Annotated in this window: 13 protein-coding genes; 1 reads left to right on the top strand and 12 read right to left on the bottom strand. The window is 57.1% G+C overall.

The window, feature by feature from the left end; all coding sequences use genetic code 11:
* Nucleotides 1-87 precede the first annotated feature (87 nt).
* From M2367_RS18470 to M2367_RS18415, 12 genes are all read right to left on the bottom strand, one after another.
* Nucleotides 88-2,100, bottom strand: a complete 2,013-nt coding sequence (locus tag M2367_RS18470; protein ID WP_259237726.1) for an LTA synthase family protein — start codon at nucleotides 2,098-2,100, stop codon at nucleotides 88-90.
* A gap of 193 nt (nucleotides 2,101-2,293) precedes the next feature.
* A complete protein-coding gene (locus M2367_RS18465; RefSeq protein WP_259237724.1) occupies nucleotides 2,294-3,661 on the bottom strand; it encodes an SEL1-like repeat protein in 1,368 nt (455 codons plus the stop codon).
* 477 nt (nucleotides 3,662-4,138) lie between these two features.
* A complete protein-coding gene (locus M2367_RS18460; RefSeq protein WP_404972809.1) occupies nucleotides 4,139-4,825 on the bottom strand; it encodes a DUF2931 family protein in 687 nt (228 codons plus the stop codon).
* Between the two features lie 215 nt (nucleotides 4,826-5,040).
* Complete coding sequence (locus M2367_RS18455; protein ID WP_259237720.1) at nucleotides 5,041-5,691, bottom strand: DUF2931 family protein; 651 nt, start codon at nucleotides 5,689-5,691, stop codon at nucleotides 5,041-5,043.
* A gap of 65 nt (nucleotides 5,692-5,756) precedes the next feature.
* Entirely contained in the window at nucleotides 5,757-7,421 is a 1,665-nt protein-coding gene (locus M2367_RS18450) for a DUF2235 domain-containing protein (RefSeq protein WP_259237718.1), read from the bottom strand.
* A gap of 108 nt (nucleotides 7,422-7,529) precedes the next feature.
* The gene (locus M2367_RS18445; protein ID WP_259237715.1) at nucleotides 7,530-8,312 is read right to left on the bottom strand and encodes a hypothetical protein; all 783 of its coding nucleotides are present in this window, start codon (nucleotides 8,310-8,312) and stop codon (nucleotides 7,530-7,532) included.
* Between the two features lie 10 nt (nucleotides 8,313-8,322).
* Nucleotides 8,323-10,251 carry a lipase family protein gene (locus tag M2367_RS18440; RefSeq protein WP_259237714.1) on the bottom strand — a complete coding sequence of 643 codons (1,929 nt, stop codon included), beginning with the start codon at nucleotides 10,249-10,251 and terminating at the stop codon, nucleotides 8,323-8,325.
* Nucleotides 10,248-11,042 carry a DUF4123 domain-containing protein gene (locus M2367_RS18435; RefSeq protein ID WP_259237712.1) on the bottom strand — a complete coding sequence of 265 codons (795 nt, stop codon included), beginning with the start codon at nucleotides 11,040-11,042 and terminating at the stop codon, nucleotides 10,248-10,250. Before M2367_RS18435 ends, M2367_RS18440 begins: the two co-directional genes overlap by 4 nt.
* Nucleotides 11,043-11,044: 2 nt before the next feature.
* Nucleotides 11,045-13,060, bottom strand: coding sequence for a type VI secretion system tip protein VgrG (locus M2367_RS18430; RefSeq protein WP_310504095.1), 2,016 nt, complete (start codon nucleotides 13,058-13,060; stop codon nucleotides 11,045-11,047).
* Nucleotides 13,061-13,276: 216 nt separating this feature from the next.
* The gene (locus M2367_RS18425) at nucleotides 13,277-13,495 is read right to left on the bottom strand and encodes a hypothetical protein (RefSeq protein WP_042042784.1); all 219 of its coding nucleotides are present in this window, start codon (nucleotides 13,493-13,495) and stop codon (nucleotides 13,277-13,279) included.
* A 58-nt stretch (nucleotides 13,496-13,553) separates the two neighbouring features.
* Nucleotides 13,554-14,072, bottom strand: a complete 519-nt coding sequence (gene hcp1 / locus M2367_RS18420; RefSeq protein ID WP_042042782.1) for a type VI secretion system effector Hcp1 — start codon at nucleotides 14,070-14,072, stop codon at nucleotides 13,554-13,556.
* Nucleotides 14,073-14,497: 425 nt separating this feature from the next.
* A complete protein-coding gene (locus M2367_RS18415) occupies nucleotides 14,498-15,361 on the bottom strand; it encodes a YicC/YloC family endoribonuclease (RefSeq protein ID WP_259237708.1) in 864 nt (287 codons plus the stop codon).
* Nucleotides 15,362-15,637: 276 nt separating this feature from the next.
* On the opposite strand from M2367_RS18415, the gene rph reads away from it, so the two are divergent.
* Nucleotides 15,638-16,354 (top strand): ribonuclease PH, encoded by a 717-nt coding sequence (gene rph, locus M2367_RS18410; RefSeq protein ID WP_025328763.1) that lies wholly within the window; start codon nucleotides 15,638-15,640, stop codon nucleotides 16,352-16,354.
* Nucleotides 16,355-16,406: the final 52 nt, after the last annotated feature.

Raw genomic sequence — 16,406 nt, 5'->3', positions numbered from 1 at the left:
TCCCGAGTGCTGTTCATCGTCTGCGCTGGCGACCATTGCCGCCCATGAAAAAGGCTTCCCTCGGGAAGCCTTTTTGCTGTGGGACTATCACTGGGCGCTTTGCCCATCGGGCTCGGGGTCCAGGAAGCCTTTGACCCGGCTGTTGAGCTGCCAGCGCAGCAGGTCTGGCAGGGCTTGCTGACGCTGCTGCTGAGCCTTGTCGACCGGTTCTCCCTGCTCGGAGACCGTCAGCTGCCGGTCATCTCGCCAGGGGTAGAACATCGGCTTGCCGCTCATGGGATAGGCGCCCTTGTCATCGATCCAGAGGGTGACGTTATAGCCAAAGGCCCGGCTGGGATCGTCGACCGGTGCCAGCATGTTGCGCCCGGCCAGGGTCTGGTAGGGGGTATCCGACAGGCTGAAGCTGTAGAGCGTCGGGAAAATGTCCTTGTGGGAGCCGACACGCAACGGATCGAAGCGCCACTGGCTGTGGGCCAGTATCGGCTTGGGCACATAGAGGTAGAAGGGCACGGCCCGGTCCAGTACCTGTTCGCGGGGATAGAAGGCCCTGAGACGGCGCATCTGGTGATCGCCACTGGCGGCGATCAGCGTCTTGTCACCCAGGGATGAACCCTTGATGGCGCTGACGAAGCGGCCAAGGGCATCGGTGGCGAACTGATAGGTCTTGAGGATATTGGTCTGCTCTATGCTGCCATCCTCGGCATGGGTCATGACCGCTGCCGTGGTGGCGATGGGTTGCGGCTGATAGCGGGCCGGCGTCTCATAAGGCGGGTGATTGGTGATGGTGAGAATGCTGATGAACAGCGGCTGGGTCGCCTCCTCCAAGAGGGTCTGCGCCAGACGGTAGGCGTAGTCATCGGGCACGCCCCAGGCGGTGATCTCCTTGGCCGCCTGCGGATAGCGTTTCATCAGGGCGTTCTGGTCATAGACCTCATCGACCCCCTGTACCGGCAGGTAGTTGACCAGATTGCGCCACATCATGTTGCCGGGGGAGATGAAGATCAGCTTGTAGCCCGCCTGCTTGTAGAGGGCGAAGGGGGTGCCGCTCAGGGTCTGATGCTGGGCCGAGCTATGGCTGATGTTTTGCGCCGGACTGTGGAAGAAGAGGGCCGCCAGGGAGGGGGCCGTGCCGTTGTCCTCCGACAGGAAGCGCTTGAATACGAAATCCTCTTTGAAGTGCGGCCGCAGGCTGCCGAGCAGGTCATTCTTGCCCGGCTCATCGAAGGCCAGCATGTTGCTGCCAAAGCTCTCCATCAAGGCCATCACCACATTGGGTTTGTGCTCGGCGAGCCAGGGGTTGTGCGGGGTGCGCGCCATCAGGGAGTCCAGGCCGACCTCGGCGAGCAGGGTCTCTCCTTCGGCATGGCTGACCGGGTTGAAGGCGATGTCCTCCTCCCTGTCCTTGATGGCCCAGTCAATGGCCATAAAACCGTTCGGGGTCAGCTTGTTGAGAGAGAGCAGGTCCGAGACCTGGGCATTGCCACGGCGCAGCGGGAAGGTGCCTATGCTGCCACGGCTGATGACAAACAGCAGGGTCAGGGCGACCAGCAGGTAGACGATGAAAACAGTCAACGGCCAGGGTTTGCGCTCCCGCTGCACCAGGGTGCGTCTGGCCCAGCGAGCCGGCAGCCAGCCCAGCAGCAGGCTCAGCAACAGGCTTTGAATGATGGGGTAGTCTTGCCACATATTGCCGAGCACGGCCTGAGTGTCATCCTCCATCAGGCCGAAGGCGAACACGTCTATGTGGGTATGGTAGGTCTGGTAGTAGTAATAGTTGCCGATGGCGACGGCACCGATCAGGAAGGCAATCACGCCCAGCAGGCGGGGGGCCCAGGTCTGTACAGCGTGCCAACTACGCTCGCCAGCGGCCAGCACCAGCCCTGCCAGGGCGAAGGGGGAGAGCGCCATGCCGGCGATACGCAAGTCAAAGCGAAGCCCGGTTAGCCACATTCGCTGCACATCGTCGGCTCGGCTCTGCAATTGCCCGGGTTCGACGAAGTGGCTCAACATCAGATAACGGGCTGTCATCAGGATCAGCACCAGCCAGATCAGCTGATAGCCCAGGGTACCCAGCAGGGTGCGCAGTCGAGTTTGATACATAAGCATGTCCATTCACTATCAATAAAACCGGCCCCAGGGGGCCGATAGAATGCCTTGACGCCGACGCCCGGGGGCCCGGGTTGGAGTAACAGCCCGCCTGCTCATGGAGGCGGGCGGCGTCAGCCTCCTATGATAAGGAAACTCGCGGCGTGCCGTGAATGGTTTCTTGCCTCAGCGCTGTGACGGGCCGGATTCAACCCTGGAAAGGTTGATCCTGACCGCCCAGCTTGGTGTACCAGTATTGCGCCAGCTTCTGACCCGCCTGCTTCTCCTTGGGTTGCAGGGCCTGTTCCAGCTCATCCCGGGCCTGGGAGGCTTCGGGCTCACCATTGGTGGCGGCGAGCAGGTACCAGGCATAGGCCTGGACCTGGTTGCGCGGTGCTCCCAACCCCTGCTCACGCATCATGCCCATGCGGTATTGGGACTGCTGGTGGCCCTGATTGGCTGCGAGTCGATACTCCTTGAGTGCGGCGCTGTAGTCCGCCTTGCCACCCTGGCCAAGACGCTGCATCTCGCCATAGGCATAGCGGGCATCCGCCTCGTTCTGGGCTGCGGCCCTGGCATACTCGCGCCGTGCAGCCTCGAGATCCCCGCTCTGCTGGCGCAGCTGACCCAGCTCATATTGGGCGCGGGCGACCCCGCCATCGGCGGCCAGGGTCAGCCAATGTTGCCGCTGGGCTGCTTCGCTCTGTTGCAAACTGAGCTGATATTCGGCCTGGTGATCGCCCTGTCCCGCGGCCAGCGTGAGCCAGTACTGGCCTTGGGTCGGGTTGAGCGGCAGGGGATCCCCCTTCATATAAGCCAGACCGAGCCAGCGCTGGGCCTCGGCGGATCCCGCTTCTGCCGCGCGCTGATAGAGTGGGGTAGCCTGTTTGGCATCGGCCCGTTTGGCAAGGATCAGCAGGGCATCGGGCTGCTGCTGGGCGGCGGCCTTGCGATACCACTCATCGGCGGTTGCCTGGCTCTTGGTTACCCCCACGCCCTGCTCATAGCGCTGGCCCAGCTGGTACTGGGCCTGGCGATCCCCCTGCTTGGCAGACGCCGTCAGCCAGCGCAGGGCATCTTCTCCCCCCTCGGGTTGGGCGGCATACCACTGTCCCAACAACAGCTGGGCCTGAACATGACCCTCTTCAGCAGCCGGCGTCAGCCAGTCGAGACACTCTTGGGGCAGCTTGCCTTTATGTCGGCTCTGGCAATCGAGACCAAGTTGATAACCAGCGTCATCATTGCCAAGCCTGGCGGCGCTTTGCCACCACTCTCTGGCCTGAGCCTGGTTTCTGGGCTCACCCAGACCGGCGTGATACCAGTTGCCGACCTGCAGGGCAGCCTTGCCCCGCAGTGCACCATCGCTATTGAGGGTGCCAAGTTTGCTGGCTTGCTTCATCCAGTGCATGGCGGCTGGGTAGTCGGGCTTGGCGGCCAGCCGCTCGGCCAGCTCATATTGCGCCTGACCTTGGCCCTGCTGGGCGGCAGTTTGCAACTCGGCATCGGATAAATGGCTGGGCTGACTGGCACAGCCAGCGAGCAGTAATACAAGCAATACGGGGGAGCGTTTTTTCATGGTGTCGGGTTCACGAGGGTTGTTAATGAATGGCTGTTGGCAAATGGCTGGTTGGGAAATTGAGCTTTCGTATCAAGACTATTCGCATAATGTTGGCATCGAGGATCCATGTTGTTCTATGCCTCTGGACCTGTGCTTATTTTCCAGATTTTCCAGATGTTGGCATTGGGTCAGGGGGATCTCTATCTGGCCAGAAGTCGCAGAGACTTTTTGCGGGAGCCATGGCTGTGACTCGGCAAGGGACAACACACCCCAAGGTCCACCCCCATAGCTTCAACATCATGACGCCTTGCTCCCTGTCAGTGGATATCTATCTTGGCTGACGTGGGAGCGTCCCTGCTGGTACTGGCCAGGTTGGCGACTGGCGTGTTCCACCCGCGCCGTATGGCATAGGGGGAAGAGTGAGGCTCGGTTATCGCTGAATCTTGGGGACCTGGCCCCTTAAGTGCAGGTGGCCAGGTTGCAGGCTGGGGGTGATTAGTCGACGGGTTCTATATCTGTCCTGGGTTGTTTGGCGCGGTAGTCATCCATGATGGGTGCCCAGTCCATACCGAGTGGCACCGGGTATTGCTTGAATAGCTCGCCATATTTTTTATCGAAATCATCCATGCCATATTGGCGCGCTACCGGTACTTTCTTGTCATACCAGTCATCGGCGACCTCTTCGGCGATGCCGTGGGTAAGCAGGAGGTCGGGGCTGAGCTGTAATCCTCCTCCGGTTAGCACAACCTCAAAATAACCACCGGGTGCCAGGCCAAAGTAGAGGCGATTTCGTCTGTCATACCGTCCTTCGACTAAATAAACCTGACGCATCTGCTGCTCCAGATTGGCAGGCAGGTCCACCTTGATACGGTAGCGTTTGCGATCATGGAACGAAACCATCTCGACAATAGCTTTATCGGGTACGGGCACGCCGTCGGTGGGCAAGCCACCACCACCAGCCCAGTAATAGCGCTGCCCCTTGATGCGATCGGCTAGCAAGCCACCAGCCCCACCCCCGGCCAAGCGATCGGAATAAACCAACTCGCCGCCACGATAAAACTCGGTCTTGGTGTTCTTGGTCATATCAATATTGCTGCCGGTGCCGTAACGCCAGGCAAAGGGTTTGATAGACACTTCCGTAGCGCAAGCCAGCAAGGGGCAGAGCAGTCCCAGTATCAACATCCATCGCTTTAACATCATGACTCCTTGTTCCCTATCAGCTCACGTCTTTCCTTGCTTACCGTGGGCTCGAATTTATTGGTGTTGGCCGGATTGGCGAGTCCTTGATTGCTGGCACTGTGGTGCCTATAGCCAGGGAGCACAGGATGGTAATGAAGGTGTAGAGAGAGAATGTTGGCCGTCTGAATGCAGATGGCCAACATTGTGGTCAAGGGTGTTTAGTTGATTGGCTTAAGATCCGTCTTGGGTTGGTTGGCGCGGTAGTCATCCATGATGGGGGCCCAGTCCATGCCCATAGGGATCGGGTACTTCTGGTAAGCTACGTTGAAATCTTTGTCAAAAGCGGCCCAACGTTCTTGGTACTGCCTAGCAAGCGGAACTTTTAAGTCATAGTAATCATCGGTTACTTCATGGGCTAAACCCCTAACAAGTAAAATGTCTGGCTTGACGTTGTATTGTGTCAGGAACACCTCGACATAACCGCCCGGAGCCATCCCTACGGCAATGACATTACGCTGCGTTTCTTCGCGTTCTTTGCCATTTGAGATGAGGTAGCGCTGATCCATCTGAGTGCCAATGTCTGCTGGTAGTTTCAGGGTAATGCCATAGCGCTTTTTATCATGAAAGGAGACCCACTCAATTTCCACTTGATCTGGAACAGGTTGGTTTGTGACACCCCTTCCCTTACCAATTCCCCAGCGAAATTCCTTTGCTTTCAAGTAATCTTCGCTAACCACAGTAACCACGCCGCTTTCTGCGCCATGTATCGGCTTTCCTTCCCGGTAAAAATTGGTTTTACTGTTCCAAATTCTATCGGCGTTAGTTCCGACCATATAACGCCAGTTCATAGTATTTTGGCTATTGGCCATACCCTTGCTGCTGCACCCAATTAGAGCAATAGCCAGCAGTGACAAGCCTATCCAACAGAATCTCATTATCCCCCCTCCTGGTTAGTGTAAATATGACGAGCTTCTTTGCCTCGGTGATGATGTGGCGTATTCACCAACCCCGTATCAGCGCTGTGATGAAGGTATGAAAAACGCAGTTGGCGGTAAAAATCGTCTTTGAGTGTTTGAGCTAAATTCTTGACCACACCCCGTTCCTTTGCGGCATCGAGCCAGAGCGAATCTATCTTGGTCAAATTGACTAAAGGAGGCTTGCTAGCACCACTATCGAGCATTAACGCTCTATCGGCGTGATCCCACTCGCGGAATGGCACACCAACATCCTGAGCTGCTACGACCATCATGTGAAGTGGAATTCGTGAGTATTCACCTTCGACTACACGATTGAGAAGCACTTCAACCTCGACGCTCATTTTATCTGTTTTGGGATGTCGGCGGACTCGCACACGAAGGCTGAGCTTATTCCTTACTGGCGCACTCGCCACATTAGGTAAATCAACAACCTCATTACCCCACCCCTTAATCACCTGTTCCTCGGCATACAGTTTGGCTCTTTGGTAGGCTCGGCTTTTCTTGGGGTCGAAGAACATGGACGACTCCTCGCTCCGACAAACTTTGATAGCAATTTGTTCGGTGATAGCAGGATCGCTATTGGGATTGCTCAAACTCCAGCGGCTGTAATAACCACCACCAACATCAGAGTGAGATCCCGGAATGATGACCTCAGTAAAGTTGGGTGCAATGTTAGCGCCAGCAATATCATCGCTGATACGGGTCAGGGCAAAGAAATAGCGCCATTCATCGGCTGCAATGAGATGGACTACCCGTTCAGCGCAGTCTGGCGATAGGGTCACATGACGCTTCTTTGCGGAGGTTGTCACTGTATCGAACAACCCAACAAACTTGATGCGACAATCTTCACGACTAGCCCAGTCAAAACCGGCTTTAAGCCTAATCGCATTCTCACTTCCGACGGCCTCAGCCAAGAGGTGTTCTGCTTGCTGATCGATGATGTTAACAAACTGACGGGCCGCTGAAGCCCCTCGGCTAAAACCAAATACATCAAAGTCGATCTTGTGAATACAGTCGATGGTATTGAGCGTTGGTCCTAGCTGTAGTTTGAGTTCCTCGACAATCTTGGTTTTACAGGCCTGCTCAACTTTGGCCAGACTTGAGGTGCTCCCAGTATCGGCACCTTGTCCAGCACCAGTGTCTCCTTCCCCATTTTCAGTACCAATACCATCTATATAGACAGGGACACTTAACACCCCGGTGGTGCTAATGTCATAGAGCACATGTGCTTTACCAATATTGGTCATGTCATTGGCTTGGCTTGCAACCTTTAGAGGAACATCCCCCGCCGGAAACAACCCTTTCACCTCTTTCCGCTGCTCGGCTGCTTGCTCCCGCTCTTGCAACTCGGCTTTCTCCTGCCGGGCCAGTGCTGGCACCAGATAGAGCTTGACCTGCTTGGGCAGGGGTCGGTAGTCCTGCATCTGATCCCGATCGCCACGAGAGCCGCCCTGCCCCGGTAACTTGGGCGCCCTGTATCGAATATGGGAGCGATAGAAGTGCACCACCTTGCCGTGATGTTGATAGGGGTCTCCCTCGAAGGGATTAAGCAGCGCCAGGGGGGCCGTGATCGGTGCCAGCACATAGCCCAAGCCGGGTACGGCGAAGGTAGGGTTATCCATTTCCCTACCAGGAGGGACAGAAGGGACAGGGTCCGCCTCGTTGATATGGGGATAGTGGATAATGCTATCGGTACTTACGTCAATTAGTGATGTAACAGAGTCAATATATTAATTTTTCTCATAGTATTTATAAGGTCTAAACCCATACTCACCCTGGGATTCATCCCCATTTGGATAATACTTTACCCTCTTAGCCGTTTTATCTCTCAACGAACCACTGTCGATAACATATACTGTGTAGTTATTATCTATGTTGGGGGAGAAGTGAATTAAGGTTGGATTTTTATTTGTGTTATTGAATGTGTATTTTTTTTTCACTATGCCTGCTGGCTCAATAAACAACATTCCATTCGTGTTATCCTTAACGGGGAGCTCTAACAAAAAAACTGGATAATATTTTGGATTAATATCTATTTTTGAGCTTGAAATATTACGATGATAAGATGTGTTGAGTGATACTGTTACGTATTTGGCCGATGTATCAAAAGTGGTGCTTTTGTATTTATTTGGCAACCCACCTTTAAATAGCGCTGCGTTTTTAGGCTCAGTAAACAAAAGTATGTCGTACAGCTGCCAGTCACAGCGACTTCCACCCTGTATCGCGACTCTATTTTCATAGGAGCCATCTGCCTGGGGCTGAATCGTTACTTCGAAGCCGGCCAAGTTATCCGTAGCACCCACGGTTCCATCCGACATGGCTCTCGGTTTCTTACAAACAGATGAGCGATATTTGGGATTAATAGTTGCAGTGACATTTGGCGGAATAACCCCCTTGATGGTGATCCATTGATTATTCTCTTGCGGTGGGTCTAGTGGTGCAGAGTCATAGGCACTGCTGCAACCGCTGGTTAATAGAGCGCTACCCAAAAAAACCATTCTCACAATATTCATATATTTCTCCTTAATACTTTCCCTGATTACTTAGCCAGAAACGCTCCAACCCATTGCGCAACGGTAATTCATCTGCCTCCGGCAGGGCAATGTTCAGTCGCTGATCCAGCCAGAGCAACGCATTTTCCCGCTTGGCGACCTTGTAATAAAGCTGTTTTTGATGTGCTGTCAGGGCAGCAAGATACTCCGATTTCTGCTCTACAAAGGGGTCTGGCTGCTGGTGCTGCTCGGCCAGCAAGCCAGTGATTCGTTTGCGAATATAACCGGCATATTCGAGGCTGGAGTGGGCCGCCGGGCCCAGCCCCACCTTGGTCTCCGGATTATCCCCCGCCGGAAACAACCCTTTCACCTCTGCCCGCTGCTCGGCTGCTTGCTCCCGCTCTTGCAACTCGGCTTTCTCCTGCCGGGCCAATGCTGGCACCAGATAGAGCTTGACCTGCTTGGGCAGGGGTCGGTAGTCCTGCACCTGATCCCGATCGCCACGAGATCCGCCCTGCCCCGGTAACTTGGGCGCCCTGTATCGAATATGGGAGCGATAGAAGTGCACCACCTTGCCGTGATGCTGATAAGGGTCTCCCTCGAAGGGGTTGAGCAGCGCCAGGGGGGCCGTGATCGGTGCCAGCACATAACCCAAGCCGGGTACGGCGAAGGTAGGGTTATCCATTTCCCTACCAGGAGGGACAGAAGGGACAGGGTCCGCCTCATTGATATGGCGATAGTGAATGGTACTGTCCGGCCCTATCTCGGCCAGCGCCGCTTTGGTAAAGGTGCGCGGCATACCATAGGTGTAAAGGCAGGGGGAGTACTTTTTGAGACTAACTGCGTGGATCAGTGCCAGGGCACCACCGAGGCTATGGCCGGCAATAAATAATTTCAAGCCATCGCCAAGTTTCAATGAAATATCATTGTAAGTTACCCTGATTTCTTTGACTGGGTGTTGTTCCACGGCTTTATATTGGCGGTAGAAACCTTCGTGAATTTCCCCGACTTTTGTAATATCAGGACAGGGTACGGGCTGATAATTCAGATCGGTCAGCGCATCATAGCCACTGGCCGTGCCACGCCAGCTGACCAGCAGCTCCCCCGGCCGCTCCACATAGAAGAACTGGGTATCAAATTTGAACTTGAACCAGGACTTCTCCTCCTGCGCTGCATTGATAAATACGGGGGGGCGATAACGATCATCGAAGGGCACATCCCTGACCAGGGGGTTGGCCTTCAGGCCATTGACTTGATAGGGCTGGCGCGCCAGATCCTGCATCTGCTCGGTAAAGAAATGCTGGATTGAACCGCTAAAGACCCCTGCTTCATTTTGTTCGCCATCGGCATAGGCCAGCGCCGCCATCAGCGCCAGATTGTGGGCATTGCCCAGGTCATAATCCGGGCTATGGTTAAGCGCCAGCACCCAGGCCCGCAGCGGGCATACCTCTACGGTCAGCTTGAGGGGGCCGCCCGCCGTTGGCAGCAACCCCAGCCTCATCCCTTGCAAGCCTTGCTCAGCATGGGGAAAGTGGTAAGCAGGTGGAAGATCATCTTCCCAGTCAGCGATATTGGTTGGCGACTCGTCGACCAGTTCTCCCATGCGGGCATAGCGGTACTGCCGCCCCTGACCGAGCGCTTTGGCCCTGACCGCCGACTCCTCCTCCTTGCGAGACAGGCGCAGATAGCGATGCGGCTCTTGCAGGGTGGTTGCCAGCGGATCTGCCGCCAATACCAGCTTGACCGGCCCGGCTGGCAGCTCCTTCTCCTTGATACTACCATCGCTGCCAGTGACTCCAGTACGGGGGGCAACCTTGCCGCCTATGCTGTCGCTGGCCATGCTTAGCGAATGATGCAGGGTGTAGGGGACATTGGCGATAGGTTGATCCAATTCATCCACTAGCAGTAGATCAACGCTGTGTTTGAGTTTCTTACAATCGACGCAACCTTCGGCGCTCATGATACGGAATTCCTTTCTGCTGCATTGTGGGTGCTTGCCAGCCAGGCCAATGCCGCTGCCACATTCACCTCTTTTACCCCGAGGCCCTGTTCAATTCTTTGGACTAACCAGCCCCGCAACTGCTCAGCCAGCGCTATGCCTTGGGCTTCCCAAGCCTCAGCCTGCTCTGGGGATTGCTCCCAGAGATCGGTGTGCAAGTTGAACACCTTGGCCTGAATGCCGATGTCGCTGTGGTGCCATGCCTCACTCAGCACTTCAGGAAGAACCCAGGGAAACTGCTCATTGATGAGTTGCTGATCGCAGGGTCTATGGTAAAGAGCATGATTCGGCAGGCGAATATCTATTAGTGGGGCAAGCAATCCTTGCCAGAGCGCCACACTGTGGTGTGGCAACCAGAGCCCAACGACCCTAGGATCTTGAAAGCGAACCGCTTTAAGGTCATCGTCAATGACGATACGTAGATACTGTTGCCAATGTTGGCGTTGGGCCTGCCAATCTTGCTTGCTGGTATAGAGCCAGCCCCAGGAGCTATCCGGTGCTTGCGCCATCAGCCATTCTTGGATCTCGCTTGCTTTTCTTGGGTTGAGTTGCAGTAACCAGGGGCTGGATTTGAGTACGGTGTCCAGGGGCGTTTGAATATAGAGAGGCAGATATTCGCCTACCCACTCCTGTTCAATCCAGGTAAGAAGTGGATTGGGCTCAGACAAAGGATTAAGGATGGCATAGGCCATGATGGGATCCTGAAGGGCGCCATCTTGTATGACTGTTGTGTCAAACAGTGTCTGGATCATGGTTATTCACACTCATTGATAGACATGGCGGCATTTTGTTCAGCCAGCATGGGACAATACTCCCCACCTTTGAACGGAGGAGGGGGTGTATAAGCCGGCACCTCTACACCACCGGGTAGGATAGGTGTCTTGCCCGCCCAACCAGCGCCAGCGCCCGGGCTGCCGCCCGAATTCATCTTGATGGTGGGGCCGACCACTGTTACCCCGCTGGGGTCCACCTTGATAAAGCTGCCACCGACCTTGACGGTGATCTCGCTGCCCGCCTCCAGCACCACCTTGGCGCCCGCTTTGATATGTATCTGTTGACCCGCCTGATTCAACCAGCTCTGCCCCAGCTTCTGGTGCATGGCGCCATCCACGCTGAGCGACAGATCGCCCTTGATGTGATCGCGTTTCTCACCATTCACAGTGAGATGGTCATTGGCCTTGATGCGGGTGACTCGTTCATTGTCGATGTCGCTGTGCTGGTCGTGTTTGATGTGCCAGGTCGCATCGTTCTCTATCAGCACATTCAGGTCTTTCTGACCGTGAATGTAGATCTCCTCCTGCCCGGCCTGATCTTCGAAGCGCAGCTCGTTGAAGCCCTCGCCCTGATGGGTCTCGGTGCGCAGCACGGTTCGGGTCTTGTGGGCAGGCAGCTCGTAGGGGGGCCTGTTGGTGGCGTGAAAGGTGCGGCCGGTGACGATGGGCTGGTCGGGATCCCCTTCCAAAAAGCTGACGATGACTTCGTGGCCGATGCGCGGGATGGCCATGAGGCCGTACTGGCCACCGGCCCAGCCCTGGCTGACCCGCACCCAGCAGGAGCTCATGTCATTGGAGCTGCCATAGCGGTCCCAGGGGAACTGCAATTTCACCCGGCCATGGTGGTCGCAGTAAATCTCCTCGCCTGCCGGCCCCACCACGAAGGCGATTTGCGGGCCGTCGACCATGGGCTTGTGGGGGATCTGGGGGCGCCAGCTCTGCTTGGCGCGCACCACGGCAAACTGGTTGTAATAGACGGTGGGCTCGCTGCCCCCCTCCTCTTCCAGGGCCTGGGGCTGTTTGCCGGTGTGCTGGATGCTGACCAGTTGCCAGTCGTCGTTGAGGGCCGCGTTGGGGTGCTCGCTCAAGGTAAAACGCTGGCCTGGCTGCAGGGCGGCGCAGTTGGACTGGCCCCGGCCGGTCACGGCGTCATTGCGCAGGGCATCGAGCCGGTACTGGCTGAACGCCTTGCCGCTGGGGTCGGCCTTGAAGCGGCCCGGGTAATCGAAGTGCTGATAGGCATCCCGTTGATGGTCGAGGGCGCTGCCCACCGCCTGATGGGAGAGGCCATAGGCCGGGGTCTGGAAATGGTAGTCCTTGAGCTCCACATCGCTGGTGCGCACCGATTCGCGGTAGTGGAACTGGCGCACATAAGAACCCTGCTCCAGGGAGCGGTTGCCGAGATTGAAGAACAGCTCGGGGCCCGCCACAAGGGCGGCGGCATCGTCGGCGAAGACGATGCGGTGCTTGCCCTGCTCAAACTCGTGGAAGTAGAAGATGCCCTCCTCGGCGGCGAGGCGGTTGACGAAGTCGAGGTCGGATTCCCGGTACTGGACGCAATATTCCCGCTGGCCATGGTCATTTTTCAGGGCGAAGGCGTAGTCGGTGATGCCCGCCTCCTGCAGCAAGATGCTGATGATTTCATCGGGTTTTTGCGCCTGGAAGATGCGGGCGTTGCGGCGAAGGCCAAGGCGCCACAGGGCCGGTTTGACCTCCAGCTGGTAACGGGTGCGGCGAAAGCCGCTGTCTCCCTGGGCCGCGTCGCTGACCACACCGCTGACCCGGCGCTGCAATTCGCCGTTGTACCAGACCAGCAGCTCGCAGGGCTGGTCGAGCAGGTCGGCGAAGGGGAGATCGGCCTGATGGCTGGCGAGATCGAGCCGCAGGCTGAAGGGGCGACTCAGCTGCTCATCGAGGGTGAACTCGACCAGGGCGAAGGTGGATTCGGGCAAGGCCCCTACCTTGATGGTGAACTGAAGTCCTGTGCTGTCTGCCATGACGGTGAGCCTCTGGGGTCAAATTCCCGGGGTGAGCCGGGAAGGGGTAAGAGATGCGCCATCGGTGCCAGGTTTTCGGCGCCATGGCTACCGCACGCTTGTGACAGCGTGCGGCAGGGGGCAATGGTTATCTTTCTGTTGCTCGCTCTCGGGGCGAACGGGCAGAAGAAAGAGGCCAGTTGTTAAGCGAAAAGGGCCGGAGAGCCGGCCCTGGTATCAGGCAAGGTTGGTCTGGATGTAGCTGGCTATCTGTCGACTGCGGGCATCGCCGCGGGTTTCCAGCTCTGCGATCACTTCCCGGACAACGCCTCGGTAGACCAGGGAGCCATTGACCAGGGTTCTGTGGTTATGGCCGACATCGGTGAAGGTGGCGCCACCTCTGTGGAGATGGATGTGGGGTTCACCGACATCCGGGTAGAAAGATTCTCTTGGCATCATGCATCCTCGTTAAAGGGAGATAAGAGGGAGCCTATTCAGGCTCCCAAGTAGAGAGTTAGGCTTCGATCGGTGCGCGCCAGTCGTCAGCACCGGAGGTGCCAGCGACGGTGTGCTCCCAGTCGATCTTGCGGTAGGCCAGAGAGACCTGGATCAGCTGGGTGAAGTCGGAGTTGGCCGGGTCCTGGCAATGGGGCATCTGGCAGTCGATGTCGACTATGGTGGCGTCGGTCAGCACGGTAGAGAAGAAGTGCTCCTGCTTGCCTTCCACTGAGGTGCGATACCACTTCAGAGTCACGGTCGGCAGCATCTCGCCGGAGGCCAGGGAGTTGTACATCAGCGGCACGGCTTTGTTCAGGGCGACGGTGAACTTGAACGGCTTGTGGACACGCTGGCCAGCAGGCTGACCGGATTGCGGGTCGGTCGGTACGGTGACGACGTGCTGGAACTCTTGCACCAGCATCTCGTCTTCGTGACCTTGTACGAAGATGTTGCCGACGGAATCTGAGGTGAAGGCACCGGCAGTGATGTTGCCCTGGGTTTTACCTTCGATGCTGATATAACACGGAGTTGGCATGGTAATGCTCCTAGTTGATTGGATGGTGGCGGCGCCTGATGCGCAACCTGCCAAGCACTAAACCAAGAAGCGTGCCAATGGTTATTTTTAGATTAAATTGATAATTAACAATATGTTATATAAGAGTGGTGATGTGGTGCTGTGCAGAGTGCGCAACTAGTTGCGCATTGTAGTGATAATAACTGGCATAACTTGCAGAATGGTTATTCATGCTTGTTTTTGCGCAACTCATTGCGCTGAAAAGTTGATTTCTCTGCATGGGCGCCCATTCAAAGAGAGATTTCGCCATTGTGAGCGGAGAACCTCGCGTGAGGTAGATCTCGGTGAGTGGGACTGGATCTGGGGGGCCATGCAAGCGGTAGTGCTGTGGATACGAAAACCCCCTCATCATGAGGGGGCTGGGGCATACAGATAGAAAATGGTACTCACTCGATGTTCTGGATCTGCTCGCGCATCTGCTCGATGAGCACCTTCAGCTCGACGGCGGACTGGGTCACTTCGGCGTTGATGGATTTCGAACCCAGCGTGTTCGACTCGCGGTTGAACTCCTGCATCATGAAGTCGAGACGACGGCCGCAGGCGCCACCCTTCTTCATGATCTTGATGGTTTCGCTGATGTGCATCTCCAGGCGATCCAGCTCTTCGGCCACGTCGATCTTCTGGGCCAGCAGCACGATTTCCTGCTCGATGCGGGCCGGATCCAGCTCCACCTTGGCCTCGGTCAGGCGGTCGGTGAGCTTCTGGCGCTGCCACTCGAGGATCAAGGGCAGGTGTACGCGCACCTTCTTCACTTCCACCTGGATGCCGTCCAGACGCTGCTGGATCAAGGCCTTGAGGTTGGCCCCTTCGCTGGCACGGGAGGCGAGGAAATCTTCCATGGTCAGATCGAAACCACCCATCAGCTCGGTTCCTACCGCATCCATATCCTGCTCGGCAGCGGCCATGACACCCGGCCAGCGCAGCACGTCCACCGGGTTGAGCTGGCCCTGGCCCGCTTCTTTCATTACCCAGTTGGCGCTGTCGATGATGAGCTTGGCCAGCTCCTCATTGATGTGCAGCTGGCTGGCGGCGGCTTGAGCGGCTTCGAACCTCAGGTTGCACTCCACCTTGCCGCGCTGCAGCTTGGCACGGAAACGCTCACGCAGGACCGGCTCCAGGCTGCGCAGCTGCTCCGGCAGGCGGATGTAGGTTTCCAGATAGCGCTGGTTGACCGAACGAATTTCCCAAACGGCTGTGCCCCAGTCGCCCTTGAATTCCTTGCGGGCGTAGGCGGTCATGCTGTGAATCATTGATTGTTCCGGGCTTGATGAAGTGTGCGGCCAGTATACTCAGCCAGGCTTGCCCCGTCAGCCATAGCGGTGGCTTTAGAACCTGTTCCGGCTGTGGCGGGGCCCAGGTCCGCCACGGCCCCGGCTCTTGTGGGTGATGGACGCCGGTTTCGATGCGGCTCCTCACCGTTGAGATGATGGCTCGCGACCAAGCATGACGGTTTCTTAGCGGCTGATATTTGGGGCGCAATCGCTTATACTCCTTCGCCAATTTGAGCCAGCCCAGAGGTCAGTTCCATGTCACGTCCCAGCGATCGCAGTGCCGCGCAAGTACGCCCGGTTACCATCACCCGCAACTTCACCAAGCATGCGGAAGGATCTGTGCTGGTGGAGTTCGGCCACACCCGCGTGCTGTGCACCGCCAGCGTCGACACCAGCGTGCCGCGCTTCCTGAAAGGCAAGGGTCAGGGCTGGGTCACCGCCGAGTACGGCATGTTGCCGCGCTCCACCCATTCGCGCATGAACCGCGAGGCCGCCGCCGGCAAGCAGAGTGGTCGCACCCTGGAGATCTCCCGACTGATCGCCCGCTCCCTGCGCGCCGCCGTGGATTTGACCGCCCTCGGCGAGCACTCCATCACGGTGGATTGTGACGTGCTGCAGGCCGACGGCGGCACCCGCACCGCCGCCATCACCGGTGCCTGCGTGGCCCTGGTGGACGCGCTGAACTGGATGGTCGAGAAAGGCATGCTCAAGCAGAGCCCGCTCAAGCAGATGATCGCCGCCGTCTCCGTCGGCATGTATCAGGGCGAGGCTATCTGCGACCTGGAGTACGTGGAAGATTCCGCCGCCGAGACCGACATGAACGTGGTGATGACCGAAGACGGTCGCATCATAGAGGTGCAGGGCACCGCCGAGGCCGAGCCCTTCACCCACGAGGAGCTGCTGGCGATGCTGGCGCTGGCCAAGGGCGGCATCGACGACATCATCGCGCTGCAGAAGCAGGCGCTCTCCTGAATTTCTGATTTGAAAAACGCGGCATTGACCGCGTTTTTTTATACCCCCACAC

Origin of the sequence: Aeromonas sp. BIGb0445 (assembly GCF_024809075.1) — a bacterium.
In the GTDB taxonomy this organism is placed as follows: domain Bacteria; phylum Pseudomonadota; class Gammaproteobacteria; order Enterobacterales; family Aeromonadaceae; genus Aeromonas; species Aeromonas rivuli.
The sequence above is the reverse complement of the archived record's forward strand: the minus strand, read 5'-3'. Positions and strand labels throughout refer to the sequence as shown.

Bases quoted from the DNA above. Each gene is read 5' to 3' on its own strand.
- M2367_RS18415 (WP_259237708.1), bottom strand. From the start codon at position 15,361: ATGATTCACAGCATGACCGCCTACGCCCGCAAGGAATTCAAGGGCGAC.
- M2367_RS18460 (WP_404972809.1), bottom strand. From the start codon at position 4,825: ATGTTGATACTGGGACTGCTCTGCCCCTTGCTGGCTTGCGCTACGGAA.
- M2367_RS18465 (WP_259237724.1), bottom strand. From the start codon at position 3,661: ATGAAAAAACGCTCCCCCGTATTGCTTGTATTACTGCTCGCTGGCTGT.
- M2367_RS18440 (WP_259237714.1), bottom strand. From the start codon at position 10,251: ATGAGCGCCGAAGGTTGCGTCGATTGTAAGAAACTCAAACACAGCGTT.
- M2367_RS18445 (WP_259237715.1), bottom strand. From the start codon at position 8,312: ATGAATATTGTGAGAATGGTTTTTTTGGGTAGCGCTCTATTAACCAGC.
- hcp1 (WP_042042782.1), bottom strand. From the start codon at position 14,072: ATGCCAACTCCGTGTTATATCAGCATCGAAGGTAAAACCCAGGGCAAC.
- M2367_RS18450 (WP_259237718.1), bottom strand. From the start codon at position 7,421: ATGGATAACCCTACCTTCGCCGTACCCGGCTTGGGCTATGTGCTGGCA.
- M2367_RS18435 (WP_259237712.1), bottom strand. From the start codon at position 11,042: ATGATCCAGACACTGTTTGACACAACAGTCATACAAGATGGCGCCCTT.
- M2367_RS18430 (WP_310504095.1), bottom strand. From the start codon at position 13,060: ATGGCAGACAGCACAGGACTTCAGTTCACCATCAAGGTAGGGGCCTTG.
- M2367_RS18425 (WP_042042784.1), bottom strand. From the start codon at position 13,495: ATGCCAAGAGAATCTTTCTACCCGGATGTCGGTGAACCCCACATCCAT.
- rph (WP_025328763.1), top strand. From the start codon at position 15,638: ATGTCACGTCCCAGCGATCGCAGTGCCGCGCAAGTACGCCCGGTTACC.
- M2367_RS18455 (WP_259237720.1), bottom strand. From the start codon at position 5,691: ATGGCCAATAGCCAAAATACTATGAACTGGCGTTATATGGTCGGAACT.
- M2367_RS18470 (WP_259237726.1), bottom strand. From the start codon at position 2,100: ATGTATCAAACTCGACTGCGCACCCTGCTGGGTACCCTGGGCTATCAG.